General features: G+C 67.1%; 20 protein-coding genes and 1 tRNA gene. 10 read left to right on the top strand and 11 right to left on the bottom strand.

Annotated elements, in window-relative coordinates; translation table 11 throughout:
- Positions 1-11: 11 nt before the first annotated feature.
- Positions 12-206: a DUF7333 family protein gene (locus ACT4MF_RS01380; protein WP_099255051.1), complete on the bottom strand. Its 195-nt coding sequence runs from the start codon at positions 204-206 to the stop codon at positions 12-14.
- A 93-nt stretch (positions 207-299) separates the two neighbouring features.
- Positions 300-1,277 (bottom strand): PhzF family protein, encoded by a 978-nt coding sequence (locus tag ACT4MF_RS01385; RefSeq protein ID WP_444681500.1) that lies wholly within the window; start codon positions 1,275-1,277, stop codon positions 300-302.
- Positions 1,278-1,394: 117 nt separating this feature from the next.
- On the opposite strand from ACT4MF_RS01385, the gene ACT4MF_RS01390 reads away from it, so the two are divergent.
- Positions 1,395-2,741 (top strand): alkaline phosphatase family protein, encoded by a 1,347-nt coding sequence (locus ACT4MF_RS01390; protein WP_444681501.1) that lies wholly within the window; start codon positions 1,395-1,397, stop codon positions 2,739-2,741.
- Between the two features lie 11 nt (positions 2,742-2,752).
- Positions 2,753-3,301 carry a DUF7097 family protein gene (locus ACT4MF_RS01395; protein ID WP_099255054.1) on the top strand — a complete coding sequence of 183 codons (549 nt, stop codon included), beginning with the start codon at positions 2,753-2,755 and terminating at the stop codon, positions 3,299-3,301.
- Positions 3,302-3,343: 42 nt separating this feature from the next.
- Here the strand turns inward: ACT4MF_RS01395 and ACT4MF_RS01400 are convergent, their stop codons facing one another.
- Complete coding sequence (locus ACT4MF_RS01400; RefSeq protein ID WP_099255059.1) at positions 3,344-4,084, bottom strand: hypothetical protein; 741 nt, start codon at positions 4,082-4,084, stop codon at positions 3,344-3,346.
- Between the two features lie 221 nt (positions 4,085-4,305).
- Between ACT4MF_RS01400 and ACT4MF_RS01405 the strand changes: the two genes are divergently transcribed.
- From ACT4MF_RS01405 to ACT4MF_RS01435, 7 genes are all read left to right on the top strand, one after another.
- Entirely contained in the window at positions 4,306-4,980 is a 675-nt protein-coding gene (locus ACT4MF_RS01405) for a DUF6517 family protein (protein WP_444681502.1), read from the top strand.
- 2,117 nt (positions 4,981-7,097) lie between these two features.
- Complete coding sequence (locus ACT4MF_RS01410; RefSeq protein WP_444681503.1) at positions 7,098-8,432, top strand: hypothetical protein; 1,335 nt, start codon at positions 7,098-7,100, stop codon at positions 8,430-8,432.
- 71 nt (positions 8,433-8,503) lie between these two features.
- On the top strand, positions 8,504-8,671 hold the full coding sequence (locus tag ACT4MF_RS01415) for an HEWD family protein (RefSeq protein ID WP_180271748.1): 168 nt from the start codon (positions 8,504-8,506) through the stop codon (positions 8,669-8,671).
- A 463-nt stretch (positions 8,672-9,134) separates the two neighbouring features.
- Positions 9,135-13,823: a glutamate synthase large subunit gene (gene gltB / locus ACT4MF_RS01420; RefSeq protein ID WP_444681504.1), complete on the top strand. Its 4,689-nt coding sequence runs from the start codon at positions 9,135-9,137 to the stop codon at positions 13,821-13,823.
- A gap of 108 nt (positions 13,824-13,931) precedes the next feature.
- Complete coding sequence (locus ACT4MF_RS01425) at positions 13,932-14,498, top strand: type II toxin-antitoxin system RatA family toxin (protein ID WP_099255064.1); 567 nt, start codon at positions 13,932-13,934, stop codon at positions 14,496-14,498.
- An 82-nt stretch (positions 14,499-14,580) separates the two neighbouring features.
- Positions 14,581-14,652: transfer RNA gene (locus tag ACT4MF_RS01430), tRNA-Ala, on the top strand.
- Positions 14,653-14,875: 223 nt separating this feature from the next.
- Positions 14,876-15,472: a PAS domain-containing protein gene (locus ACT4MF_RS01435; RefSeq protein WP_444681505.1), complete on the top strand. Its 597-nt coding sequence runs from the start codon at positions 14,876-14,878 to the stop codon at positions 15,470-15,472.
- Here the strand turns inward: ACT4MF_RS01435 and ACT4MF_RS01440 are convergent.
- The 5 genes from ACT4MF_RS01440 to purB all read right to left on the bottom strand — a co-directional run bounded on the left by ACT4MF_RS01440 (position 15,448) and on the right by purB (position 19,768).
- Positions 15,448-16,143 carry a metal-dependent hydrolase gene (locus ACT4MF_RS01440; protein ID WP_444681506.1) on the bottom strand — a complete coding sequence of 232 codons (696 nt, stop codon included), beginning with the start codon at positions 16,141-16,143 and terminating at the stop codon, positions 15,448-15,450. The two genes, ACT4MF_RS01435 and ACT4MF_RS01440, sit on opposite strands and share 25 nt — an antisense overlap.
- Entirely contained in the window at positions 16,144-16,890 is a 747-nt protein-coding gene (locus ACT4MF_RS01445) for a hypothetical protein (protein WP_444681507.1), read from the bottom strand.
- Positions 16,891-16,962: 72 nt separating this feature from the next.
- Entirely contained in the window at positions 16,963-17,814 is an 852-nt protein-coding gene (locus tag ACT4MF_RS01450) for a sensor domain-containing protein (RefSeq protein ID WP_444681508.1), read from the bottom strand.
- A 104-nt stretch (positions 17,815-17,918) separates the two neighbouring features.
- Complete coding sequence (locus tag ACT4MF_RS01455; RefSeq protein WP_444681509.1) at positions 17,919-18,266, bottom strand: zinc ribbon domain-containing protein; 348 nt, start codon at positions 18,264-18,266, stop codon at positions 17,919-17,921.
- Positions 18,267-18,307: 41 nt separating this feature from the next.
- The gene (purB, locus tag ACT4MF_RS01460; RefSeq protein WP_444681510.1) at positions 18,308-19,768 is read right to left on the bottom strand and encodes an adenylosuccinate lyase; all 1,461 of its coding nucleotides are present in this window, start codon (positions 19,766-19,768) and stop codon (positions 18,308-18,310) included.
- Positions 19,769-19,935: 167 nt separating this feature from the next.
- Between purB and purH the strand changes: the two genes are divergently transcribed.
- Positions 19,936-21,540, top strand: coding sequence for a bifunctional phosphoribosylaminoimidazolecarboxamide formyltransferase/IMP cyclohydrolase (gene purH, locus ACT4MF_RS01465; protein ID WP_444681511.1), 1,605 nt, complete (start codon positions 19,936-19,938; stop codon positions 21,538-21,540).
- Positions 21,541-21,748: 208 nt separating this feature from the next.
- Here the strand turns inward: purH and ACT4MF_RS01470 are convergent, their stop codons facing one another.
- The 3 genes from ACT4MF_RS01470 to ACT4MF_RS01480 form a co-directional block, all read right to left on the bottom strand.
- Positions 21,749-22,984, bottom strand: a complete 1,236-nt coding sequence (locus tag ACT4MF_RS01470; RefSeq protein WP_099255148.1) for a digeranylgeranylglycerophospholipid reductase — start codon at positions 22,982-22,984, stop codon at positions 21,749-21,751.
- A 188-nt stretch (positions 22,985-23,172) separates the two neighbouring features.
- Positions 23,173-24,036 (bottom strand): 2-oxoacid:ferredoxin oxidoreductase subunit beta, encoded by an 864-nt coding sequence (locus tag ACT4MF_RS01475; protein WP_099255149.1) that lies wholly within the window; start codon positions 24,034-24,036, stop codon positions 23,173-23,175.
- 3 nt (positions 24,037-24,039) lie between these two features.
- Positions 24,040-25,797: a 2-oxoacid:acceptor oxidoreductase subunit alpha gene (locus ACT4MF_RS01480; RefSeq protein WP_444681512.1), complete on the bottom strand. Its 1,758-nt coding sequence runs from the start codon at positions 25,795-25,797 to the stop codon at positions 24,040-24,042.
- Positions 25,798-26,200: the final 403 nt, after the last annotated feature.

Consider the following 26,200-nt stretch of genomic DNA (forward strand, 5'->3'; position numbering starts at 1 on the left):
TGTTCGCCGTCTCAGACCTGCGTCGCGCGGAACTCGCCGTGTTTCATCCCGACGACGAAGGCGATGGCACCGAAGACGAGCATCGAGGGGAGCACCATCATCAGCGTCGTCTGAAGCTCCATCGGCGTCCCGAAGGTGACTCCGGCGGTTCCGAGGACGACGATGAGCGCGACGATACCGGCCGCACGCGGAAGGTCGAACTTCATGTCCACGGTACGGCTCGCGAGACCCTAAGGGTTCGGCTCGCGGCGGCGGCGTCACCGGCTGGACAGCGCGGTCAACCCCCGGGCAGCGCGGCGCTACGCCTCGATGATCTCGTCGTCGTCCGCCGGCGGCACCCGCAGTTCGCCGTCCATCGAGACGACCGCCCGCCCGCCGACGCGCACCGCGTCGCCGTCGACCCGGACGCGGACGTGACCGGGGCGATCGATGAAGTGGCCCTGCTCGAAGCGCAGCTCGTCCGGGGCATCGCCGTCGAACGCGTCGACCTCGCGGAGGTAGGCCCCGACCGCGCCGCTGGCGGTCCCGGTCACGGGGTCCTCGGACACTCCGACCGCCGGGGCGAACGCGCGCCCGTGGAGCGTCGAGTCGGCGTCGAGCGTGTCGAACGTGAACGCGTACACGCCGGCCACGTCGTGCGATTCGGAGATCGCCTCGATCGCCGCCGTGTCGGGGTCGGCCTCGCCGAGCCGTTCGAGGAAGTTCACGGGGACGACGAGCCACGGCAGCCCGGTCGAGGCGACCGCGACCGGGAGGTCGGCGCCCACGTCGCGCAGCGCCGCGGGGTCGATCCCCAGCGCGTCGCCGAGGCGGCCCGCATCGAGGGTGGAGCCGTCGTCCGCCGTCTCGATCACGTCGACAGTCGGCGGGTTCTGTCGCATCCAGACGGTTCCGTCGTCGTCGACCGTAATCTCGAGGTCGCCGACGTTGGTCCGGAGAGTCCGGTCGCCGGCGTCGATCGCGCCCTCGGCGAACAGGGCGCCGTAGGTCGCGATCGTGGCGTGGCCGCACAGATCGACCTCGGTCGAGGGCGTGAAGTATCGGAGCCGCTCGTCGGCGTCGGCGGCGGCGGCATCGGCACCGGGAGCATCGCCATCAGGGGCGTTGTCATCGCCGGCGTCGAACAGGAACGCTGTCTCCGACGCACCGAGTTCCGCGGCGATCCGTCCCATCCGGTCGTCGTCCAGCCCCGCGGCGTCCGGCACGACGCCGGCGACGTTCCCGGCCAGCGGCTCGTCCGCGAACGCGTCGACGAGAAGCGTGCGTCGCGTCTCCATGCGCCACCGTGACGGTCCGCCCTCAAAAGGCTCCCGAGAGGAGCGGCGCCGACATCGGGGACGACAGGTCCGGAAAGCGATGTGAACCCTTTTGCCCTCCACGCCGGATGTACCCCTATGGGCCTCTTCGACCGGCTGCGAGGGAACGACACGCCCCGCGTGGCGTTCATCGGGATCGACGGGCTTCCCCACCGCCTCGTCGCCGACAATCCGGACACGTTTCCGACGCTGTCGGCGATCGCCGACGAGGGCGACGGGGGACCGATCGACAGCGCCGTGCCGCCGGAATCGAGCGCGTGTTGGCCGGTGCTCACGAGCGGCGTGAACCCCGGCGAGACCGGCGTCTACGGCTTCCAAGACCGCGAGGTCGGCTCGTACGACACCTACGTTCCCATGGGCCGCGACGTGCAGGCGACGCGTGTGTGGGACCGGGCGACCGACGCCGGCCTCGACGCGACCGTGATGAACGTCCCCGTCACCTTCCCGCCGCAGCGAACGGTTCAGCGCATGGTCTCCGGCTACCTCTCGCCCGACGTCGACAAGGCCGCCCACCCGGAGGAGCTCCGGGAGTACCTCACCGAGAGCGACTACCGGCTGTCGGTCAACGCGAAGCTCGGCCACCGAGACGATAAGACGGCGTTCGTCGAACAGGCCCGCCAGACCCTCGACGCCCGTGCGGAGGCGTTCACCCGCTACGTGGAGCGGGACGACTGGGACCTGTTCGTCGGCGTGTTCTCCACCCCGGACCGGATCAACCACTTCCTGTGGGGTGACTACGAGGACGGCGGCCCCTACCGCGATGACGTGTTGGCGTTCTACGCCGCGCTCGACGAGCACATCGGCGCCATCCGGACGGCGCTCCCGAACGACGTGCGGCTCGTCGTCGGCTCCACGCACGGGTTCACGCGGCTCCAACACGACGTGTACTGCAACGAGTGGCTCGAACGCGAGGGGTGGCTCTCGTACGACGGCGACGACCACGGTTCGCTGTCCGACATCGACGACGACGCCCGCGCGTACTCGCTCGTTCCCGGTCGCTTCTATCTCAATGTGGAGGGCCGTGAGCCCGACGGTGTCGTCCCCGAATCGGAGTACGAAGCGGTCCGGGAGGAGCTCCGGACCGAACTCGAGGCGTGGGAAGGCCCGAACGGAAACCCGGTGGCGAAGCGGGTCGTCGAGCGCGAGACGGTGTTCCGCGGCGACCACGACGCCATCGCACCCGACCTCGTGGTGGTCCCGCACGAGGGGTTCGACCTCAAGGCCGGATTCCGTCCCCGCGGCGCGGTGTTCGATTCGGACGGCCCGCGGACGGGAATGCACACGTTCGAGGACGCCGCCCTGTTCATCGATCACCCGGACGCGAAAGTCGAGGACGCGGACCTCCTCGACGTTGCGCCCACGCTCCTGCGCCTGCTCGACGTCGAGTACGGTCGGACCGATCTCGACGGCGCGAGCCTCATCTGAGGTGAGTTAACGTGGAACGCACGCCGGACGGCACCCCGGTCGGCGTCGACGACCCGTACGCGGTCGCGGGCGTCTGCGACCACCTCACCGACGACGGTCGCTGTCGGTTCGCGCTGACGCGAGCCGGCGACGACCGCGAGTTCGCGGCCGAACGCCGCAGAGACGGCTACCGCTGTCACGTCGGCGAAGCGAGCGCGTGGCGTGCCTGCCCGCAGTACCGATCGACGACGGACGGACGCGAATGCTCCCGATGCGGGCTGCCGGAGGTCCGGTTGGCCCACGACGACGCCCGCCCGCTGGTCGAGGAGCACCACCTGTCGTACGGGGACGCCGCCTCTGGTTCGCCCGATTCTCCCGACTCCGAGGACGCCGGTCCACACGAGATCACCGTCGCTCTGTGTCGCTGGTGTCACACGAAGGTCCACAAGTCGTTCGCCCGGATCGACGACGACGCCAGTCCCGATCCCGAGGCGATCGCCGCGAGAGAGAGTCGCCGGAGCAAGGAGCAGTCGGAGTCCGCATTCGAGACCGCGAGCGAGCGGTTCGACCGAGAGCCGTAGCGAGACGGCGACGCCGAAGATATCGTCGCTCGTCGCGGCAGCTCAGTTCTCCGGCTTCGGGCGGATGAGGTTCGCCAGCGCGACCAGCAGGCCGAGGAACCAGCCGAGCGGGACGGAGATCCCGACCCACATCAGGACGTAGCCGAGCCCGGTGACGCCCCACTGCTGTCCGAACGTCTCCAGGTCGAAGGCGCCGCGAAGCGTCTCGTTGATCCCGCCGACGGCGAGGAACGTGTCGAGGATCCAGCGCGCGAGCTCGTAGCTCGGGTCGAGGACCACGTTCGAGATCGAGGGCGTGAGCAGCCCGGCGACGACCGGCGGCAGGAAGATCGCCGTCATCGCGAACGGGTACGCGAGGAGGACGCTAACGAACCGTCCGCCGGTCTTCGAGAACCCGGCTGCGAGCCCGGCGGCGACCACGGCGACGACGCTGGCGCCGCCGATACCAAGCATCACCTCGGTCGGCAGTTGGAAGTGCGCGAGGAGGGTCAAAGAGCCCCAGACGACCGTGGCGACGATCACCGCGCCGAGCACACCGAACCGCGTGACCGCAGAGTCGAGCTTCGCCGCGTAGTACCGGGTGGCGAACCCGACGAGAAGCAGTGGATACGCCACCGCCACGAGCGGTGCCCCGACGACCGCCCAGAGGTAGTATCCGACCGTCTGGACGGAAGTCTCGGGTTTCCACTTCCCCAACACCGCGCTCGGATCGAGCTGTCGGGGAAAGACGACCTCCATCCACGTCTCGTGGAGGCGAACGACGTCAAGGAGGAGCGCTTCCACCAGCCCGGTTTGTCCTCGGCGTTCCATTTGGCTCACCTCGCGCGCGACACACCGTGAACTTTGTGCCTTCGACTTCGCCGCCGAACCGCGCCGTGGCCGCCTCACGAGCGACCAGTTAGCAGACCGAAGGGTACCGGCCAGAGGCCACGCGACTGCGAAATTATCAGATCGGTACACCCTCGACGATACGCTTAACCGTCTCATCGGGCGTATCGGTAGGTATGCATAGACGCGGACTGCTCGCGGCGATCGCCGCATCGTCAGCCGTCGCGGTCGCCGGGTGTGCCGGCGCCGGCGGCGAGAACGGTAACTACGAGTTCGACGCGGAGCCGGCAACCGTCCCGTCCCCGGCCGCGTCCGAAGCGGGGTACGACGGAGAGGAGCCGGAGTCGTTCACCGTCGAACAGGAGTTCGACGTGGCCGGCGTGAACGCGCAGCTGTCCGCGACGACGTGGATTACCAGGTACGAGAACGCGGACAACGGATCCGCGCTGTCCGTGGCAAGCACTCCGGACGCGTCGGTGGGCGGGCAGTCCGTCAACCCGCTCGTCCGCGCGGACGACGCAGAGCTGATCCGACGGTTGTTAGAACAGGTCGATCAGCGCGGCATCGGCGGCAACGACACCGAGATCGAGACGAGTGACATCGAAGAGCGGGGGTCGGAGACTCGAACCGTTCTCGACAAAGAGGTGGAGATCGCGATCTTCGAAACGACCGTCAACGCGGAGGTCAACGCCGGCAACGGACAGAGCGGAGAAGTGGAAGACGTTCCGGTGTACCTGTACGTCGGGACGGTCCAACACGACGAGGACGTGATCGCGCTTATCGGCGTCCACCCCGCCGCCGTCGACGCCTCCGACTCGCTGCTGTCCCTGATGGGGCAGGTCGAACACTAACGCCCTATTTGCGGTCCGTTTAACCCAACAACTCCGGCTAGAGAGTCCATACTCTACCGCAGTACGCTTGTCCGGAATCCGCCGACTACGCCCCTTTTACCGGAGATGTTTCCGCAGGCGGAAGCTTCCCGGTCCGTAATTCACTTATAAGCAATCCGACCGAATGCGACCACCGCGCGTTGTGAGACAGCGGGACGGGCTTCCACTGTCGCGATCCGCGGCCTGAGTCCCCGAGAACCGCTGTTCTCGCAGCCGGAGACTCAACAATGAAACAGCGACTAACGATTCGGTGTGCGGTAGTCTGTACCCTCGTTCTCTCAGTCGCCTTTTTGTCCGTCATTGGGGTTGGGATAATGTCGGTTAGCGGGGCAGTTTGGAATGTGAGTGAGGCGGAAGATATTGAGATTGGTAGTAATGAGAACCAAACAATTAGTGGAATTAAAACACGAGGTGATGAGAAAAATGTGAAAATTCGCGTAGGCTCTCTTGTTAGTAGGGGAGCTGATCTTGACGGTTCAAATTCGTCATACACTGTGCCTGATCGAGACGATGTGTCTCCTTCAGATGTCTACATTAAAAACAAAGATAAGGAAAGCGCGACGGTCGTCGTTGATAATTCGGTGTTAGATGGGTCAGAGTTCAATGTGGAAATATCAAATATAGACACGACAGATGTGAGCATGTATGATGAAAAATTGTCTCTATTAGATGAAAGTATCGAATACAGGGTAGAGCAAGGCGGCTCTGATTGGCTTGTCCAGTTTAGTATACATTCTCCATCCAATGTTAGTATTTCAGGTGACTCATATAATGATAAGACAAAAACTGTGTCACTCAATAGTTTGAAACTAACCAACCGTACGGATTACGTGGTCATTTGGAAAAGATCCGATGATGGAAAATTGGAGCGACAATTGGGAGAATCACAAGGAGTCAAAAAAGAGATCGAGATTGCTGGAGAGAACATAAGTGGTGAGACAGAACTTGCAGCAACAATTCACCCCGGAGTGGAGAAGCCAAATACCGATGTTATTTATGCAGCAAATAGCCGTTCAGTTCAATTCCCAGTTCAATTAGAAGTACTTCAAGAACCGGTACATTATGTCAATAGATCTTCGCACCTGGGTAATCACACTTCTAATCTCTCATTAGTATTTAATACAGAAATAAGTAATGAAAGTGGAAATATATCTATAAACTTTTTCAATAAATCTATGAAAAATATTAGAATAGGCGAAGATCATAGATATTATAGAATCGATGAGAACAGAATCACTATTTTGTTAGATAGTACAGACCCCAGTAGAGAACTCTCATATATAAAAGAGGTACTCGTGAATGACCTTGAGTCAAAGCACTACAATAGTGAATATCCTAAGACAGAGTATTCGCCTCTAAGGGTTGCTCACAGCATTGAACATGAGACAGATATTGTTGCAGCGCAGGGTTCACATATTAGAGTAGAATCAAACGGATCCGATTCAATATCAATAATTTCTAGAGGACAAGAATTGCAACATAGCCCCATTCGTAGTTATGAGGGTACTAGCGTCATCAACACTACAGACCTCTCAGAAGGAGCGTATGAGATCCGGTCAGAATCAAATATCAACCAGACGCAAATTACTGTTGTTAATACTACACTAACACCGAATACCCCAACTACATCAGTCGAAAATGGAATAGTCGCGGAATTTGCTGCTACCGAGCCTCCTCGGCATATAGCCACTAGTATCCAAAAGGATTCAGTGGCAAAAGAAGATACGTTCCGGATTGTTGGTAGTGATACCGTGAATAAATCGGTGAGTGTTTCTGAAAGTGGGGAATACGAAGTAGAATTTATAAATACCAATACTGGTGAAGCAATTAATAGAAATGTGACTGTATTAAATGAGAAAGCCACCATATCAAGCCTTCCGGGGTCAGCAGATCCCGTTTCCATAGGTCAGATTCTTCCTGTTGAAATCTCATCTACATATAATACATCTCTTGTCCGCCTTGACGATCTGAGTACCAACACAACAGCCGCCACGATCAAACTTGCGACACCCAACAAGGGACGGACGACGCTCCGGTTCAACACGTACGCGGCCGCAAACGGGTCGCTGAACGAGAGCATGGCCGTGACGGGAGCAGGGTCTTCGATCGAATCCGTCACCGAACCCGGGCAAAACGCGACGCTTCAGCCGGGCACCTACGAGATCGAGGTTCGCTCGGAACAGGGTCTCGCCGCGACGAGTGACAACCGGACCGTGACACTCACGCGGCGCTCGACGAACGGACTCACCACGTACGCGGGGACGGAAGCGGATCGGGCAGGCCTCGGGAGCGCCGCAGCGGTACGAGACGCCATCGAGAGCGGCGCCCTCTCGCGATCGGAGCGCGTCACTGCGAACGACACGGTGGTCTACGCGGTGAACGCGTCCGGGCTGACCGGACTGCCGGCAGCGCGGAACGCCACGCCCGAGACGGGTGCCGACCTCGACCGCCTCGACGGGATCGAGTTCGGCGTCCGGCCGTCCGCGGGCGAAGACGAAGTGGCCGCAAACGGCGCGAACGGGGAGATCCCACGCGACTCGACCGTCCACGTCGACGAGACCGGGCTCTACGTGGTCACCGACGGCACCGACGCCCTCCCGTCCGACGGGAAGCCGGAGCCCGGAGCGGAGTTCACCGCCGCGTTCCGCGTCACCGACGACCGGCTCCGCGAGGCCTCGTCGGACGCGCCGGGCGGTCACCGCGTGACCTCGACGGTGACGTTCGTCGATCCCGAACGGAACGGGCCGTCTGGCGGCGCCGACCGGATCGCGTCCGGCGGACCCGTCGGCGGCGGTAGGAGCGGCGGCGGTAGGAGCGGCGGCAAAGCGGGAGGCGCAGGCGGGGGAGGCGGGGCCGGCAGAGCGACCGGGCCGAGTGGACCGAGCGGACCGACCAGATCGGCCGGAGTCGGGAGAACGGGGGGCACCGCAGGGGGCGCGGCCGGGGGGTCGAATCCACCTGGCCGATCCGTCGGCGATCGGCCGACCGGGCCGGACGAGGACGGTGCCGCGGGAGTCGGCGGGAGCGAAACGCCGATCGCCCCGTTCGATCCCACCCGAGCGATCGGGTTCGGATCTCGCCCCGACGCCAACCGTTGGGCACCGGCTCCGGCCGGACCGGGCACCGCGTCGGACACGACAGCGACCGGGGGGCCCGGGGGTAGAGAAACGTCCACAACCGGTGCGGGAGCGAGCGACGCCGAGGCGAGCGGCGTCGGAAGCGGAGCGACCGGTGAGACGGAAACGACGAGCAGCGAAACGGGTGGCGACGGGTCGGAACGACCGACGCCGACCTACGAAGACGCGCCGATCCGGACGACCGCCGAGGACGTTCCCGGGTTCGTTCCCCTACACTCGCTGGCCGCCCTCGCGCTGGTCCTCCTCACCGCGAGTCGGCGACTGCGGGGCCGCTGATCCGCGGTCGAGTGCGGGGCCGCCGCGACGACGGCGGTATCCTTTTGCTGGACCGCGCCGTTTGTCCGCGCATGAGCGTCACCATCACCCCGCCACGAGAGCGCGAATGCGAGCTGTGCGGCCGCGAGGAGCGGTGGGACGACGACGCCGACGGGTGGCAGATCGACGGCGAAGCCGGGAACGTCTACTGTATCCACGAGTGGGACATCAACGGGACGTTCACCCCGCTGAGCGAGTGACCCCGGGTCGACCGGCCGGAGCGGATTCGGCGTCCGCTTCTCGTACGCCCCGCTTCATCTCGGTGTCTCCCGCTTCCTCCTGACCGCGCACTTCGCTCACAGCAGCCCCGTTTCACTCGCCGGCACTTCTCGCGCACACCTCCGACGACCGTCGGGCTCCCGTTCGTCATCACGGCCGGCTGCGATCGGCTCTCCGGCGTCAGACGCGAAGCGCTCCGGGACGGCTCCTGAGTGCGTCTTTGACGATTACGGTCCCGTAACGCATATTCGGCCCCATTCGTCTCGGATACGTGGGGAACGAGTTGTGTTTTTACTCACGATCGGGTATCTTCTGATCGAACCGGAGGCGCACCTTCCATACTCACCCCTGATGAATAATTACCTTATATTCCCTAATGTGTGTACGAGGGATCCTACCCCTATCAGGGTCATACCTTTAAGTGATGGATCCAGAGTGTGTACCATGACCGAGCCACGTAGTAACACCCGGGAGGTATCGGAGCGGGATCTCTCGGGCCACGGTGGGGGGCTTGCGGCGGCAACGGACGAGCGTTCGAACTGCGGGATCGGCGGAATCGTCGATCTCGACGGCGACCCGAGTCACGAGACGGTTACCGACGCCGTCGAACTGCTCGAGAACCTGGAACACCGGGGAACGACGGGCGCCGAAGAGAACACCGGTGACGGCGCCGGCATCATGGTCGCGCGCCCGGACGACTTCTTCCGCGAGGTCGTCGACGCCGACCTCCCCGAGGAGTACGCCGTCGGCTCCGTGTTCATGCCGACCGAACCGAGCGTGCAGGCCGAGATCCACGACGTCATCGCGGAGGTGTTCTCCGTGTACGGATTGGAGGTCTTGGAGTGGCGCTCCGTCCCGACGGAGAACGCGGACCTCGGTGCGACCGCGCTCGACTCCGAGCCGGAGGTCTCTCAGCTGTTCGTCGCGCCGGTCGAGGGCGCCGGTCTCGCGGAACGATTCACCAGCGAGGAGACGCGTCCGGACGAGGCCGATCCGGAGATCCGCGGGTTCGACCGCGCGCTGTACGCCGCGCGCCGCGAGATCGAGAACGCGGTGTCGGAGGTCGACGGGGCGGGGCGCTTCTACGTCTGCTCGCTCGACCGCCAGCGCGTCGTGTACAAGGGCCTGCTGAAGGGGTCGCAGCTCGCCGGCTACTACACTGACCTGACCGACGAGCGCTTCGCGAGCCACGTCGCCTTGGTCCACGCGCGGTTCTCGACGAACACGCTGGGCGCGTGGCACCTCGCGCATCCGTACCGCAACATCGTCCACAACGGCGAGTTCAACACGATCCGGGGGAACGTCAACTGGATGCGCGCCCGCGAGAACGACCTCGAGCACCCGGCGTTCGGCGCCGAGCTCGACACGATCAAGCCGGTGATCGACGACCCGAACCAGTCCGACACCGCGAGCGTCGACAACGCGGTCGAGCTCCTCCTGCAGGCGGGGCGCGACCTCCCGCACACCCTCCGGATGCTGATCCCGGAGGCGTTCCGCGACGACGAACTGATGGATCAGCCCCGCGCGGATTTCTACGACTACCACGCCTCCCTTGTGGAGCCGTGGGACGGCCCGGCCCTCGTGATCGGCTTCGACGGCGACCGCGTCGCCGGCGTCTTAGACCGGAACGGGCTCCGCCCCTGCCGGTACGAGGTGACCGAGGAGAACCGGCTGATCGTCGGCAGCGAGGTCGGCGCGCTCCCGACCGAGCCGGCGGACGTGACCCGCCGTGGTCGGCTCCAGCCCGGAGAGATCTTCGTCGCCGACCCCGAGGAGGGGCGGATCGTCCCGGACGACGAGGTGTTCGAAGAACTCACCGACGGGAAGTACGGGGAGTGGGTCGCCGAGCGGCAGGTCGACCTCGACGAGATCGTCGACGAGGACGCGGTCGCCGCGGGGATCGATGCGGCCGCTGACGACGGCGACACGGTGGACGACGAGGCCGAGCCGACCGTCCGCGCTCAGCAGGCCGCGTTCGGCTACACCACCGACTCGCTGAACCACCTCGTCGAACCGATGGCGAAAGACGGGAAGGACCCGGTCGGGTCGATGGGCGACGACACTCCGCTGTCGGTGCTCGCCGACGTCGACCGCCCGCTGTTCACCTACTTCAAACAGCTGTTCGCGCAGGTGTCGAACCCGCCGATCGACTACATCCGCGAGGAGCTCGTCACCTCGCTGGAGACCCGGATCGGCAACCAGCGGAACCTGCTGGACGAGACGCCCGAACACGCCGAGCAGATCGTCTCCGACACCCCGATCCTCACGGACGCGGAGACGGCCGCCCTGCGCGATCTCCCCGGTCCTGGCGAGCGCTCGCCGGGAGGTGGCGAGTCGGGCCAAAAAGCGTTCACCTCCGTCACCGTGGACGTGACGTACGACCGCGACGCCTCGCTCGTCGACGCCGTAACCCGGATCCGCGAGGACGCTGCGACCGCCATCGAGGACGGCGCCGACGCCGTGGTCCTCTCCGACCGAGCGGTCGGTCCGGACCGGCTCGCGGTGCCGAGCCTGCTCGCGACCGGCGCGGTCCACCACCACCTCGTCCGCAACGGGCTGCGCAACCGCGCGGGTATCGTCGTCGAGTCCGGCGAACCCCACGAGGTCCACCACATCGCGACGCTGGTCGGCTACGGCGCGGACGCCGTCGACCCGTACCTCGCGTACGCCTCCATCGCCGACGTGGTCGCCGGTCCGGACGGAGCGGACGAGGACGAGGCGCTCGCCGCCTACCGCCACGCGCTGGAGGACGGCCTCCTCAAGACGATGGCGAAGATGGGGATCTCGACGATGGAGTCGTACCAGGGCGCGCAGATCTTCGAGGCCGTCGGGCTCGACTCCGAGTTCGTCGCCGAGTACTTCGAGGGGACCGAGATCCGCACCGAGGGGATCGGGGCCGAGCAGATCGAAGACGACCTCCGCACGCGCCACGCGATGGCCTTCGGCGCCGACCCCGAACTGGAGACGGTCGGCGAGTACGAGCACCGCTCGTCCGGCGTGAAGCACGGCTGGAACCCCCAGACGGTCGGCACGCTCCAGCAGGCGGTCCGGGGCGGCGACTACGAGCAGTACCGGGAGTTCGCCGAGCTGGTCAACGACCAGTCCGAGGAGCTCCAGACGCTCCGCGGCCTCCTCGAGTTCGAGTCCGACCGCGACCCCGTCCCGGTCGACGAGGTCGAGCCCGTCGAGTCGATCGTCGAGCGCTTCTCGACGGCCGCGATGAGCCTCGGGAGCATCTCGCCGGAGGCCCACGAGAACAACGCGATCGCGATGAACCGGCTCGGCGCGAAGTCGAACACGGGCGAGGGCGGCGAACCTCCGGAGCGGTTCGGCACGGAGAAAGAGTGTAACGTCAAACAGGTCGCCTCGGGTCGGTTCGGCGTCACCTCCGAGTACCTCGCGAGCGCCGACGAGCTCCAGATCAAGATGGCGCAGGGGTCGAAGCCCGGCGAGGGCGGTCACCTCCCCGGGAAGAAGGTCAACGAGATGATCGCGCACGTCCGGTGTTCCACCCCCGGCGTCGGGCTCATCTCGCCGCCGCCGCAACACGACATCTACTCGATCGAGGACCTCAAACAGCTGATCTTCGACCTGAAGGCCGCCAGCCCGGAGGCGGACGTCAACGTGAAGCTGGTCTCCGAGGCCGGCATCGGCACCATCGCGGCGGGGGTCGCGAAGGCGAACGCCGACGTGGTCCACGTCTCCGGCCACGACGGCGGCACCGGCGCGTCGCCGAAGACCTCGATCAAGAACGCGGGGCTCCCCTGGGAGCTCGGGCTCGCCGAGGCGAACCAGATGCTCCGCGCGACCGGCCTGCGCGACCGCATCCGCGTGACGGCCGACGGCGGCATGAAAACCGGCCGGGACGTGGCGGTCGCCGCCGCGCTCGGCGCCGAGGAGTACGTGTTCGGCACCGCGTCGCTCGTCACCGCCGGCTGCGTGATGGCCCGGCAGTGCCACGAGAACACCTGTCCGGTCGGCGTCGCCACCCAACGCGAGGACCTCCGACAGCGCTTCCCCGGCCAGCCGGACCACGTCATCAACTACATGACGTTCATCGCGCAGGAGCTCCGCGAGATCATGGCCGAGCTCGGCTACACCGAAGTCGAGGAGTTCATCGGGCGACCCGGCCTCCTCTCCCAGCGCGAGACCGACCACGAGAAGGCGAAGGAGCTCGACCTCTCCGCCGTGATCGCCGAGCCCGCGGGCGACGCCCGGACGAAGACCCGCGAGCAGGAGGACGCCGACATCGAGGCGCTGCTCGACTGGGACCTCATCGACGAGGCGGCCCCGGCCATCGAAGACGGCGCGCCCGTCGCGCTCACCCGCGACGTGGAGAACGTCGACCGCGCGATCGGGGCGACCCTCTCGAACCGGATCGTCTCCGAGCACGGCGGCGACGGCCTCCCGGACGACACCGTCACCTGCCGGTTCGACGGCTACGCGGGCCAGAGCTTCGGCGCGTTCCTCGCGTCGGGGATCACCATGGAGCTGTCCGGCGCCGCCAACGACTACGTCGGCAAGGGGCTCTCCGGCGGCCGGATCGTGATCGACACGCCCGAGGAGGCCGGCTACGACCCCGCCGAGAACGTCGTCGCCGGCAACGTCGGGCTGTACGGCGCCACCGCGGGCGAGGTCTACGTCAACGGCGTCGCCGGCGAGCGGTTCGGCGTCCGCAACTCCGGCGTCAAGGCGGTCGTCGAGGGCGTCGGCGACCACGGCTGTGAGTACATGACCGGCGGGGCCGTCGCCGTGCTCGGCGACACCGGGCGGAACTTCGCGGCCGGGATGTCCGGCGGCGTCGCCTACGTGTACGACCCGGACGACCGGCTCGACGAGCGCGTGAACCGCGGGATGGTGTCGGTGTCGGAGACGTTGGACGACTCCGACGAACGCATGCTCCGTCGGCTCGTCGAGAACCACCACGCCTACACCGACAGCGACCGCGCGGCCGAGCTGCTCGACGACTGGACGACCGCGCTCGATGACTTCGTACGCGTCTTCCCCGACGCCTACGCGGAGGTCATCGCCGAGGGGAAGGGCGACGACGTGCGCGATGAGCCCCCCGAACCGGCCGCCGCCGTCCCCGGCTCCGCGTCGGACGCGACCGGGCAGGCGTCGAGTGACGACTGATTCGGCCGGGGTTGTCTCCCCGTTCCGTCGTCGAGCCGCCGGGACCTTTCCGTCACCCCCACGTCCGGCCGGCGGACCGCTTAATAGGCGCCGCTCGAACGCTCTTACGTGGACGAACTCGTCGTGAGCACGGAGGTGTACGCCGATCCCGAAGACGTGTACGCGTTCCTGCTCGACTTCCCGCGGTACGCCAACTACTCGGAGTATCTCAGAGAGGTACGAACGCTGGAGGGCGAGGGAGGACCGAACACCCGCTACGCGCTGACGTTCGCGTGGTGGAAGATCACCTACACGGCCCACTCGCGCGTGACCGGCGTCGACCCGCCCGAGCTGATCGACTGGGAGATAACGAAGGACATCGACGCCAGCGGCTGTTGGCGCGTGACGCCGGCAGAGACGGACGCCGGTCGCGACGACGCCGGCACCGCGGGCGACTCCACGGATCCCACCGACCGGCCGTGCGAGGTCGCACTCGAAGTCGAGTTCGACCCCAGTTCGGCGAGTTCCGACGCGCTCGACCTGCCGACGCTCGTCTCGTTCGACTGGGTGCTGAAGAAGGCGATCCCCCTGATCAGAGGCGAGGCCGAACGCGTCGTCGAGCGCGCCGTACGCGATCTTGAGGGGTCGACCCGCGACATCGACCTCGACGTGTACGTCGATTCCGAGCGAATCTGAGCGCGTGTGGGAATCGGTGTCGACGGTGTCTCCGAGTCGAAGGCCTTAATATATCCAGCGGGGAACGAATGGATGCGTACGAGGGCTCGTAGATCAGTGGTAGATCATCCCCCTGGCACGGGGAAGGCCCGGGGTTCAAATCCCCGCGAGTCCACTCGACTCACTTCGTTCGTCTCCGTTCCTCGCGTGGTCCCGTTCGCACTGCTCACGTGACCCCCGCGAGTCCATGTTTTTGCGCCGCGAGTACCGTCACGAGCGGCTCGGACGCTCGTGGTGACTCGGAGACGGGCACTGTACCGACGCGGCCGCGCCAGGGCCGGAGCTCCGTTCACGGGCGACAACCACTTGTCCGGGGGAACCGTCCGGTCGGCAGACAGATGGGTCTCAGAGACGACGTGCTTTCGCTCCTCGCGTGTGAGGACGACGCCGTTCGCGGTCGGTTCAACGAGTTGGTCTCGCGTCACGGCCACGGGATGAGCCGGGAGCGGGCGAGCGGCGAGTCGGCTGCGGGAACGGACCGCGCGGATCGGGGGTCACTTCCGGCACTCGCCGACCGCGACAGGCGCCTCATCGATCGAGTTCGACTCGTCGATACCGCCCCGGTCGGCGTTACGCTGTGCGGGCCGGCGTATCGGGATACGCCGATCCTCTACGCGAATCGGACGTTCCGCGACCTCACCGGGTACCCGCTCGACGAGCTCCGTGGCCGGAATCCGCGGCTGCTACAGGGCCCCCGTACGGAGCCGGAGGCGGTCGCAACGCTGCGCGAAGCGGTGTCGATCTGGGAGCCCGTGACGGTCGAGGTGTGGAACCACCGCCGAGACGGAACGCCGTTTCTGAACCGCGTGTCGCTCCGCCCCCTCCGGGGGAAAGACGGGACCATCACTCACTGGGCCGCGGTCCAAGCGGCGGTCGGGGAGACGGCCGACCGGGCGGGCCGCGCCGAGCGCTACCGACGCGGGTCCGCGCTCTGAAGCCGGCGAGCGACGAGCGTGAACGCGCCCAGCCCGATCAGGTAGAGCCGCCAGCCGGCGTTCGCGACCGGGAACCGCCTGTCGACCGGTTCGTCCGTGACGTCTCGGGGGTCGCGCGGTTCAACGGGGTTGTTCACGTGGACGGCCGCAGTCGTCCCGCCACCGCCGGCGTCGAGCTGTCGCCGTCCCGTCTCCGGGTCCGTCTGAACGTCGACGAACGTCTGGACGAACCCGTCCGTCGACGAGAGAAACGCCTCCCCGCTCAGGGCGTAAAAGCGATCTCTGACGGGCCAAAACGTGTTAACGCCGTCGAGGTGGACCCAGTCGAGGGCGACGTGCGCGAACACGTGGACGAACAGGCCGGCCCACGCGACCGCGACCCACCGCTCCGCGCTGCGCTCCGAGAACCGGTCGGCGAGCCGGCGGCGGAGCACCGACCGGTCCCGGATCCGCGTGTCGTAGTAGAGCAGCGCCGCGGCCGCCGCGGGGACCACGAGGTTGTGGCCGACGGTCCGGTGTGCGCCCGACATCAGCGGACCGAGGAAGCTGTCGACCTCCGGCGACAGGACGATCGCGAGGACGACCGCCAGCGCCCGCCGGTCGTAGTAGTCCCCGAGCAGGCCGGCCGCGAGCGCGAGCGCGAAGCCGGCGTGGACGACCGTCGAGACCATCTACCGGGCCACCCCCGTCCGGTCGGTCTCGGCGCCGCCCGTCTCGGCGTCGGTCTCGGTCTCGGCTGTCGGGTCGTCCCCGCCGCCCAGCTCGCGCAGTCGGCGCAGCCGCGCGGCCCGCACCGCGATCAGGGCCGCCCCCGCGGCGACGACGACCAACTGCCACCCGCTCCGGACGAGCGACAGCTCGCGGTCGGCGCCGAGGTCGAGTCCCGGCCGTCCGTCGGGGTTGACGAACGTCGGAATCGCGTGTGTGGCGGTCGTGCCGGGGCTCTGCAGCGGGAGGAGTCCGGGGCCGTCCGCGCCGAGCGCGACGAACGTCTGGACGATCCCCTCCTGCGTCGAGAACACGAGCCGCCCGTCGATCCGGTAGTAGGCGTCGTGGATCGGATACAGCAGGTTCGCCCCCTCGGAGCCGAACAGGTCCGTCCCGACACCGGCGACGAGGAACGCCGCGATCGCCACCCACGCGAGCCGCACCCCGCGCCACCCGAACCGGGTGCGGAGCCGGGAGCGGTCGCCGACGGCGGTGTCCCAGTAGAGTGCGCCCGCCGCGAACAGCGGCAGCCAGAGCGCGTGGAGGAGCGCGTTCGTCGCGCCCGGGACGACGAGGCTCGCGACCGCGTCGAGGTCGGGAGCGACCGCGGCCGCGATGACCACCGCGACCGCCCGCCGGTCGAACGCGGCGCCGAGCAGGGCCGCCGCCAGCACCGCGCCGACGGCGGCGGCGACGAGCGTCGGGGCCATACCGCCCCTGACGGTCGCACGAGGATAAGCGCACCGGGCAGAAACCGCGGCGGCACCGGCGGCTCCGGCGGGTCAGGAGCCGTCTTCCGTCCGGGGCGGGTCGTCGTCGGAGCCGGGTTCGACCGCGTCCGCGGGGACGAACTCGCCAGATTCGATGGGGGCGGAGGGGGAGGTCTCGGACTCGGCGGCCCGGGACTCGGCGGAATCGCCTTCCGATCGCTCGTCGTCGTTCGCCGCCGGAGCGTCGTCGTCGGCCGCGGAGTCCTCGGGCCCGGACCCCCCGTCACTCGCCGGGACGCCGAGCAGCGCGGCCGCCATCTGCCGGCAGACGTACGCGACGAGGTTCGTGACGTGAAGCGCGACGAGCACCGCGACGACGCCGACCCCGACGGCCAGCAGCGCCTCGGGGAGCGTGTCGATCGCCCACGTCACCGGCTCCCCGTTGGACTCGCCGAAGGTGACCACGTAGGGGTACCGCAGCGGGGCGGCGACAAGCGAGAGCCCGTTCGCGAGCGCGAACAGCGGGACGAACGCGAGGACGGTGACGAAGAACTTCAGCGAGAGGAAGCCGACGCCCCGCCACGTCGACGCGGCGTCGACGTACTTCCTGACGCCCCCGAGCGAGCCGCCGGCGTCGGCCGGCACGTCGTCGTATCGGTCGAGGTCCGTGCCCAGCAGCCGGTTGGCGAGCCAGCGCTCGACGCCCGCGGCGATCCGGGCTCCGATGAGCATCGCCACGAGGACGACGACCCCGACGAGCACCACGGAGAGGACGAGCCCGAACGCGAACCCGAACGAGAACAGCACCGAGTAGACGAACCCGAGCGGAATCGCGAGCAGGAGGTACAACAGGTGTCTGTACGTCCGACCGTCGGCGAGGACACCGACGACCGGGAGGGCGGAGGGGGAACGGGGGGAGACCATGCGCGATCGGGACGTTCTCTTCAGCCGACATAAATCGGTCGCAATCGACGGCGGTCGGGGCCGTCAACAATCGATACCGCCGCGGTTCCGGGCGCCCCGCCGGGTCACCCGATGAAGAAGTCGATCGCGTCGCCGGACGATCGGCCCTTGTACAGCTCGGAGTAGCCGCAGTCGGCGCACGAGACGACCGTGAACCGGCGGTTCTGTACGTCGAACAGCTTGGTGAGACCGGTGCCACTCGTGGCGATCTCGTCCGTTTCGGTCTCCTCGCCGCCGCATTTCGGACAGCCGTGGCCGTCGCCGGTGGCGATCGCGTCGTGTTGCGTGTCGGGCGGGCGTTCGCGGTCGGCGGCCGAGCCGTCGCGAGTTTCGTCCGAACGCTCCCATTCGTCGGTCGATTCGTTGCCGAAGACGGAGTACTCCGTCTCGTCGTCGTCGTCTCGGGAGGGCATCGCTGACACCTGCTCCCGCGACGAGTAAACCTCTTGTGGCCCTACTCGTCGATCTCGTCGACCAGTCCGTCGGCGACGCCGACGTACCCGGCCGGCGTCAGCGCCTTCAGCTCCTCGCGAACCCCCCCGTCGACGTCGAGGTCGTCGAAGAGGTCGCGGAAGTCGTCGAGGGTGACGCGCTTCCCGCGGGTGAGCTCCTTCACGCGCTCGTAGGCGTCCGTGTCGCCCTCGCGCCGGAGGATCGTCTGGACGGCCTCGCCGATCACTTCGGGCGTCGCCGCCAGCTCCTCGCGCATGACGGTCTCGTTCGGGACGACCGTTTCGAGCCCGTCGCCGGCCTTCGAGTAGCCGATCAGGCAGTGGGCGAGGGCGGCGCCCACGTTGCGCTTGACGGTCGAGTCCGAGAGGTCGCGCTGGAGCCGCGAGGTCGTCACATAGTCGGCGAGGAAGGTGAGGTCCGAGTTCGCCTTCGAGAGGTTCCCCTCGCTGTTCTCGAAGTCGATCGGGTTCACCTTGTGCGGCATCGTCGAGGAGCCGGTCTCGCCCTCGACGGTGCGCTGCCCGAGGTACCGGTCGGAGACGTAGAGCCACGCGTCCAGGTCCAGGTCGAGGAGGACGTTGTTGACGCCCCGCAGCGCGTCGAACAGCGCGGCGAGGTCGTCGCAGGGGTTCACCTGCGTCGCGAGCGGGGTGTGTTCGAGGTCGAGCCCGCGCACGAACGACTCCGCGAACGCCGACCAGTCGACCTCGGGGTAGGCGGCGTCGTGGGCGGCGTAGGTGCCCGAGGCGCCCGCGAGCTTCCCGGAGAGGTCGCCGTTCGCGACGACGACCCGCCCGAGCGCGCGACCGAGCCGCGAGGCGTACACGGCCATCTCCTTGCCGAAGGTCGTCGGGGTCGCGGGCTGGCCGTGGGTGCGCGCCAGCATCGGCGTCTCGCGGTGCTCCCGCGCGAGCTCGGCGAGCGCGTCGCGCACCTCGCGGATCGCAGGGACGACCGCCTCGCTCACCGCCTGTTTCACCAGTATCCGGTGCGCGAGGTTGTTCACGTCCTCGCTCGTGAGCCCGAAGTGGATCCACGGGTACAGCGCCTCGCTATCCGCGACCGGTCCGGACGCCGCCAGCCCGTCGAGCCGGACCCGCAAGAAGTACTCGACCGCCTTCACGTCGTGGTTGGTCGCGCTGTACCCCTCGGCACCCTCGACCTCGAGCGCCTTGATCAGGCGGGCGTCCTCGACGGAGAACTCCTCGTAGATCGCGCGGAGGTGCGCCTCCGCGTCGCCGTCGAGCGCGATCGGCGTCGCGTCGAGGGCGGCGAGTTCGATCAGGTACTCGACCTCGACGCGGGTCCGGGCGCGCATGAGCGCGGCCTCGCTCACGTACGGCGACAGCGGCGCGGTCCGGGAGGCGTAGCGCCCGTCGAGAGGAGACACCGCCGCGAGCGGGTCCGACCGCGACAGCCCTGCGATAGCGTCACGGCCCGTCGGTTCGGAGTCGTCGGTCATGTCCGCGACTGCCGCCGGAGCCAGCAAAAGCGTGTCGATGGGAGTCGCACGGACGTGGATCCGTTTTCGATCTCTACCGGGGTCTCGGCTGAGATGTATCCGCGAACGTGAATAGACTCCCGCGACGGACCGCAATCGATATACGCGATCGGTCGGTCCCATCGTGTATGAAGATCGCCGGACTCGCGAGCAACCGGGGGCGGAACCTCAGACACATCGCCGACGCCGCGCCGGGGGGCGCGGAGCTGTCGGTCGTCCTGACCAACCGCGAGCAGGCGCCCGTCTTGGAAGCCGCGACGGAGCGGCGGATCCCCACCGAGGTCGTCGAGCGCGAGGGCGGGGAGTCGCGGGCGGCCCACGAGCGACGGATCGTCGACCGACTGGCGGGGTACGACTTCGACCTCGTCTGCCTGGACGGGTACATGCGCGTGCTCACCGACGCGTTCCTCGACGCGGTGCCCACGACGCTGAACGTCCACCCCTCGCTGTTGCCCGCCTTCCCCGGCACGGACGCCCACGAGCAGGTGCTCGACGCCGGGGTCCGCACCACGGGCTGTACCGTCCACGTCGTCACCGAGGAGGTCGACGCCGGCCCGATCGTCACGCAGGAGCCGGTGCCCGTCTACGAGGGCGACGACGCCGACGCGCTGAAAGACCGCGTGCTCCGCGACGCCGAGTTCACGGCGTACCCGCGGGCGGTGCGGTGGTTCGCGGAGGACCGCGTGACGGTCGAGCGCGACGGTGACGACGCGCCCGTCGACGTGACCGTCGACGGCGACGCGGGGGGCGACTTCCCCGAGCGGCGGTTCGTCTCCGAAGAGCGCGCCGAGTCGCTGCGGTACGGTGAGAACCCCCATCAGGACGCCGCGCTCTACGTCGACGACGGCTGCGAGGAGGCGAGCGTCGTCGACGCGACCCAGCTGAACCCCGGCGCGAAGGGGATGGGCTACAACAACTACAACGACGCCGACGCCGCGCTGAACCTCGTCAAGGAGTTCGACGAGCCCGCCGCCGCCGTGATCAAACACACCAACCCCGCCGGCTGCGCGACGAGCGACACGCTCGCGGACGCGTACGACCGGGCGCTCCGCACCGACGCGAAGTCCGCGTTCGGCGGCATCGTCGCGCTGAATCGCACATGTGACGCCGACACCGCCGACGCGATCGCCGACTCCTTCAAGGAGGTCGTCGTCGCCCCCGGCTACACCGACAGCGCGCTCGACGTGCTCCGCGAGAAGAAGAACCTCCGCGTCCTCGACGTGGGCCCCCTCGGTAAGGGCGACGAGCGCTTCTCCGAGCGGTTCACCGAGAAGCCGGTCGTCGGCGGACGGCTGGTCCAAGAGCGAGACCGCCAGTCGCCGGCCCCGGACGATCTCGAGGTGGTCACCGAGCGCGAGCCCACCGAGGCGCAGTTGGAGACGATGACGTTCGCGTGGAAGACGCTCAAACACGTGAAGTCGAACGGGATCCTGTTCGCGACCGGAACGGAGACGGTCGGCGTCGGGATGGGGCAGGTGTCGCGCGTGGACGCCGTCACGCTCGCCGCGATGAAGGCCGAGAAGGACGCCGACGGGAAGTCCTCCGAGGGCGCCGTGATGGCCTCGGACGCCTTCTTCCCGTTCCCGGACGCGATCGAGGAGGCGGCCGAGGCCGGGATCGAGGCCGTGATCCAGCCCGGCGGCTCGGTCAACGACGAGGACGTGATCGCCGCGGCCGACGAGCACGACATGGCGATGGCGTTCACCGGCTCGCGCTGCTTCCGACACGACTGAGCCGGCGGTCCGTCACCGACTCCCCGACCGCGTCCATCCGCGTTTCTCGGGGCGGGCACCGCCCGCGCCGCTCCCGATCACCGATACCCACCACTACCCCGAGAGCACCCGCTACCGGTGGTTCGTGAGGATGCCCGGCAATCAGTGACCGACGCTAGGCCGGAGCCGGTTCAAAAATCGGTCGACCGGTCGACGCGGAGGCGGGACGCTACGTTCCCAACTGCTCGCGCGCGAACTTCGTCAAGAGCGGGAGGTCGGAGAGGTGGAGGAGCTTCGCCATCGACGCCTTCTGGCCGCGGTTCGCCTTCTCGAGCGTGTTCTCCTCCGCCCGCTGGAGATCGCGCATGAACTGGTCGTAGCGCTCGTTGGGGGCGAGGTACAGCAGCCGCGTGAGCATCAGGCGCGCCTTCATCCGCGGGGCCACGTCGCGGTGCCAGAGCCGCTCGTAGACGGCGAGGCTCTCGGCGTCGAGGCGACGCTCCGAGTCGGTGAGACACCGGTCGACGGTGGCCGCCGCGGCGCGGGCCGACTTCATCCCCTTGTGGATCCCCTCGCCCCACAGCGGGTCGATGGAGGGGACCGTGTCGCCGATCGCGAGGAAGCGGTCGGTGTGCATCTCGTCGGGCATCTGGATGTGCGCGGAGCCGCGGTGGACCTTCCCGTCGATCTTCTCGGCGTCGGCGAACCGCGGGTCGCGGTCGACCCACGCGTCGAGGTAGCCGTCGACGGTCTGGCCGTCCTGGGCGAACTCGCGGTGGCGGTCGTTCTGGATGTAACAGATCCCCACCTTCGCGGTGTCCTCGCCGGTGGCGAAGATCCACGAGTACCCCCCGGGGGCGATGTCGTGGTCGAGCCGGAGCATCATCGCCCGGCGGAGGTCGGCGTACTCCGGGTGGTTCATCTCGACGCCCTCCATCTCGTACTCGATGCCGATCGCCTGGTTCTCGCGCTCGAGGTCGACCACGTCGAGCGCGCTCGCGATCGGCGCCGCCGGACCGGTCGCGTCGACGACCACCTCGGCGTACACCTCCTCGTCGCCGTTGTACCGGACCCCTTCGATGACGCCGTCGTCGTCGAGGATGGGGCGGGAAACCCGCGCGTCGAACCGGTACTCGGCACCGTTCTCGCGGCCGTGCTCGACGAGGAACCGCTTGAACTCGGCGAACTCCAACACCGCGCCGGGTTGGTAGCTCTTGTAGTGGTTGTTGGGCGACTCCAACACCACGTCGTCGGTGTACGACATCACCACGTCGTCGGGGATACCGAAGGAGGACATCATCGACGGGAACGTCCCGGCGGTCGACTTGTTGCTCTGGCGGGGGAACTCGTCTTCCGGCTCCGTTTCGAGAACGACGACGTCGTAGCCTCGCGTCGCCAGATCGCGAGCGCACTGGGCGCCCGCCGGTCCGGCACCCGCGATCACGACGTCGTAGCGATCAACCATATACCCGTGAATACGGACCCACGTAATTAGGCTTGCTGAAACCGGTCGCAACCAGGCCGTGAGCCGGTTCGGCCGCCGAAATTTGGCGGTTCGTTGAGGACGGAATATCCGAAGGCGGTCCGACCCCTCAGCGAACTGGTCGCAGCCGGAACGCGACGAAAAAAAAAACCGTTCCGCTCAGCGCCGGGTCAGTAGAACTCGCGGACGAGGTCCGTCGCGCCCTCGGGCGCGCCGTCCGGGATGACGGACATGTCCTCGTCGACGCCGTGGCGCTCGTGGTACGGCACCGACTCCTCGTCCTGGTAGATGACGCCTTGATGCTCCGTCTCGTCGTCGAAGATGACGTCTTTGGCGGCCGCCTTGTCGCTGGGGTCGTGGTCCGTCTCCTTCAGGTCGACCAGCGAGTCGCGGAAGTAGTCGTAGGTGTCCACGTCGTTGAACGTCACGCACGGCGAGTAGACGTTCACGAAGCCGAACCCGTCGTGTTCGACCGCCTTCTGGATGATCTCCTGATGGCGGAGCGCGTCCGACGAGAACGACTGGGCGATGAACGTCGCGCCCGACGCCAGCGCCAGCGCGTGGGGGTTGACCGGGGGCTGTTTGGGGCCCTCGGGGCTCGTCGAGGTCTCGAAGTCCTCACGCGAGGTCGGCGAGGCCTGCCCCTTCGTCAGCCCGTAGATGCGGTTGTCCATCACGACGTACGTCATGTCGACGTTGCGTCGAACGGCGTGGACGAAGTGGCCCGCGCCGATGGAGTAGCCGTCGCCGTCGCCGCCGGCGACCATCACTTCGATGTCGGGCCGGGCCATCTTGACGCCGGTGCCGACGGGGAGTGCGCGTCCGTGAACGCCGTGGAGCGCGTAGCTGTGCATGTACGTGCCGATCTTGCCGGAACAGCCGATACCGGCGACGACGAAGGTGTTGTCGGGGTCGTTGCCCGTCTCTGCGAGGGCCTTCATCATCCCGTTCATGGTGCCGAAGTCGCCGCATCCCGGGCACCACGTCGGCTGCTTGTCGGACTTGAAGTCGGTGAATCGAATGTCTGAGCTCATTGGTTACGCCTCAACCCCCTCCGAGAGGGTCGCTTTGATGTCATCTGCGAGTTCGTCAGCCTTGAACCGCACGCCGTTGTACTTGTTAATCCGGTCGACCCGCTCTAACACGTCGTGTTCGACGAGGTCGGCGAACTGCCCCTGCTCGTTACACTCCACGACGATGACGTTCTCCGCCGCCGCCACGTCCTCGGAGAGGTCCGGTCGCGGGAAGATGTACGGAACCGAGAGCACCCGCACGTCGTACCCGTCGTCCGCGAGGAACTCGACGGCTTCGGCGAGCGCGCCCTCGTTCGACCCCCACGTGACCACGAGCGTGTCGGCGTCCGCGTCGCCGAACTCGCGCGGGCTCCAGTCCTCGCGTTGGCGGGCCGTCTCGACCTTTCGGTTGCGCTTGTCGACCTGCTCGACGCGCATCTCGGTGTCCTCCGTCCGGCGGCCCTGCTCGTCGTGCTCGAGGCCGGTGGACATGTGCGCGCCGTCGGCGGTGCCGGGGAACGCCCGCGGCGAGATCCCGTCGTCGGTGATCTCGTGGGGCTGGAAGCCGCCGGAGTCGCTCATGTGGTCGTCGATGTCGGCCTCGTCGACGACGAAGCCGCGGTCGACCTCCACCTCGTCCATGTCGAAGGTGTCCGGGGAGAACGTCTGCTCGGTGACCGCCATCGAGAGGTCGGCGGTGAGGTAGACGGGGAGCTGGTACTTCTCGGCGAGGTTGAACGCCTCCACCGTCTTCCAGAAGCACTCGGCGATCGTCGTCGGCGCGAGCACGAACCGGGGGACCTCCCCGTGGCCGCCGTACAGCATCTGGTTTAAGTCGCCCTGCTCCTGCTTCGTCGGCATCCCGGTCGAGGGGCCGGAGCGCATCACGTTACAGATGACCAGCGGCGTCTCCGAGGTCGCGATGAGCCCGAACGTCTCGGTCATCAGGTCGATCCCCGGACCGGACGTGGCGGTCATCGACCGCGCACCCCCGCGGGCGGCGCCGAGCGCCATGTTGATCGCGGACAGCTCGTCTTCCGCCTGCACGACGTGGCCGCCGTAGCGCCCGATCCGACCGGTGAGATACGTCATCACGTCGGTCGCGGGCGTGATCGGGTAGCCGGCGTAGAAGCGGCAGCCGGCCGCGATGGCGCCCATCCCGATTGCTTCGTCGCCGTTGAGGAGGACGTAGTCCTCGTCGGTGGTCTCGAGGTCGTAGTCGAACTCGTGGTCGTACTCCTCGGCGACGTACGACTGCCCCGCGCGGGCAGCCTCCTTGTTGTTGTCGACGAGCTTCTGGCCCTTATCGGAGAAGCGCTTCTCCAGCGCGGAGTCGAGGTTCTCGATGGGGAACTCGGCGACCTCGCAGGCCGCGCCGAGCGCGACGACGTTCCGCATGATCGCCCCGCCGGCCTCCTCGGCGAGCCGTTTGAGGGGAACGTCGATCCCGATCATCTCCTCGGGGATCTCCACGTCCTGCATCGTCGTCCGCTCGCCGTCGTAGATGATCACCGACCCCTCGTGGAGCTCCTCGAGGTTCTCCTCGATCGTCCGGGGAGTCAGCGCGATGAGGACATCCAGGCGATCGACGACGCTCTGTACCTTGTCGACGGAGGTTCGCACCTTGTAGGCGGTGTAACCGCCTCGGATCCGCGAGGCGAAGTCCTTCGACGTGAACACGTGTCGACCCGCCCGAGAGAGCGCTTGCGCGAAGATCTTCCCGGTCGAGTCGATGCCGTCGCCGGCCTCCCCGCCGACGGCCCAATTGAAGTCCGCAGCCATGCTATGAGGGGGATTTCGCCGGACTCATCAAAAGACTTCTGGAAGGAGCCATCGACCCATTTCTGAACGTTTACTGAATTCTGCGCGAATTTTGACGGGAAGAGCGCCCGGTTACGGGTATATGTCGTTTATGCTGGACAAGTGTTTTTGGCATCTCTCACGATCGACCCGCATCGTCGTCGGGTGTTTTCGACGGTCGTCGAACAGCGGAGGGCGGCGCCGGGAGCCGTCCGCGCCCGAGCACAAGCGGGGGGCGCGTGGAGAGACCGGAGAGGGCGGAGAGGGCGAACCGGAGAGGGCGGAGAGGGCGAAAAGGACGGAGAGAAGAGGGGCGGCCCGCGGCTCGGTCCGATGGACGGGCGCTCGCGTCGGTTTCGACACGGGCAGCACCGACGCCGACGGG

The organism is Halorubrum sp. FL23 (genome assembly GCF_052439115.2).
Taxonomy (GTDB): Archaea; Halobacteriota; Halobacteria; order Halobacteriales; family Haloferacaceae; genus Halorubrum; species Halorubrum persicum.

What these genes read in the sequence shown, in the direction of transcription:
- ACT4MF_RS01435 (WP_444681505.1), top strand. Translation starts at nt 14,876, where the DNA reads ATGGGTCTCAGAGACGACGTGCTTTCGCTCCTCGCGTGTGAGGACGAC.
- ACT4MF_RS01380 (WP_099255051.1), bottom strand. Translation starts at nt 206, where the DNA reads ATGAAGTTCGACCTTCCGCGTGCGGCCGGTATCGTCGCGCTCATCGTC.
- ACT4MF_RS01455 (WP_444681509.1), bottom strand. Translation starts at nt 18,266, where the DNA reads ATGCCCTCCCGAGACGACGACGACGAGACGGAGTACTCCGTCTTCGGC.
- ACT4MF_RS01445 (WP_444681507.1), bottom strand. Translation starts at nt 16,890, where the DNA reads ATGGCCCCGACGCTCGTCGCCGCCGCCGTCGGCGCGGTGCTGGCGGCG.
- ACT4MF_RS01475 (WP_099255149.1), bottom strand. Translation starts at nt 24,036, where the DNA reads ATGAGCTCAGACATTCGATTCACCGACTTCAAGTCCGACAAGCAGCCG.
- ACT4MF_RS01480 (WP_444681512.1), bottom strand. Translation starts at nt 25,797, where the DNA reads ATGGCTGCGGACTTCAATTGGGCCGTCGGCGGGGAGGCCGGCGACGGC.
- ACT4MF_RS01410 (WP_444681503.1), top strand. Translation starts at nt 7,098, where the DNA reads ATGGCCGTGACGGGAGCAGGGTCTTCGATCGAATCCGTCACCGAACCC.
- ACT4MF_RS01405 (WP_444681502.1), top strand. Translation starts at nt 4,306, where the DNA reads ATGCATAGACGCGGACTGCTCGCGGCGATCGCCGCATCGTCAGCCGTC.
- ACT4MF_RS01470 (WP_099255148.1), bottom strand. Translation starts at nt 22,984, where the DNA reads ATGGTTGATCGCTACGACGTCGTGATCGCGGGTGCCGGACCGGCGGGC.
- purB (WP_444681510.1), bottom strand. Translation starts at nt 19,768, where the DNA reads ATGACCGACGACTCCGAACCGACGGGCCGTGACGCTATCGCAGGGCTG.
- gltB (WP_444681504.1), top strand. Translation starts at nt 9,135, where the DNA reads ATGACCGAGCCACGTAGTAACACCCGGGAGGTATCGGAGCGGGATCTC.
- ACT4MF_RS01450 (WP_444681508.1), bottom strand. Translation starts at nt 17,814, where the DNA reads ATGGTCTCCCCCCGTTCCCCCTCCGCCCTCCCGGTCGTCGGTGTCCTC.
- ACT4MF_RS01385 (WP_444681500.1), bottom strand. Translation starts at nt 1,277, where the DNA reads ATGGAGACGCGACGCACGCTTCTCGTCGACGCGTTCGCGGACGAGCCG.
- ACT4MF_RS01440 (WP_444681506.1), bottom strand. Translation starts at nt 16,143, where the DNA reads ATGGTCTCGACGGTCGTCCACGCCGGCTTCGCGCTCGCGCTCGCGGCC.
- ACT4MF_RS01390 (WP_444681501.1), top strand. Translation starts at nt 1,395, where the DNA reads ATGGGCCTCTTCGACCGGCTGCGAGGGAACGACACGCCCCGCGTGGCG.
- purH (WP_444681511.1), top strand. Translation starts at nt 19,936, where the DNA reads ATGAAGATCGCCGGACTCGCGAGCAACCGGGGGCGGAACCTCAGACAC.
- ACT4MF_RS01415 (WP_180271748.1), top strand. Translation starts at nt 8,504, where the DNA reads ATGAGCGTCACCATCACCCCGCCACGAGAGCGCGAATGCGAGCTGTGC.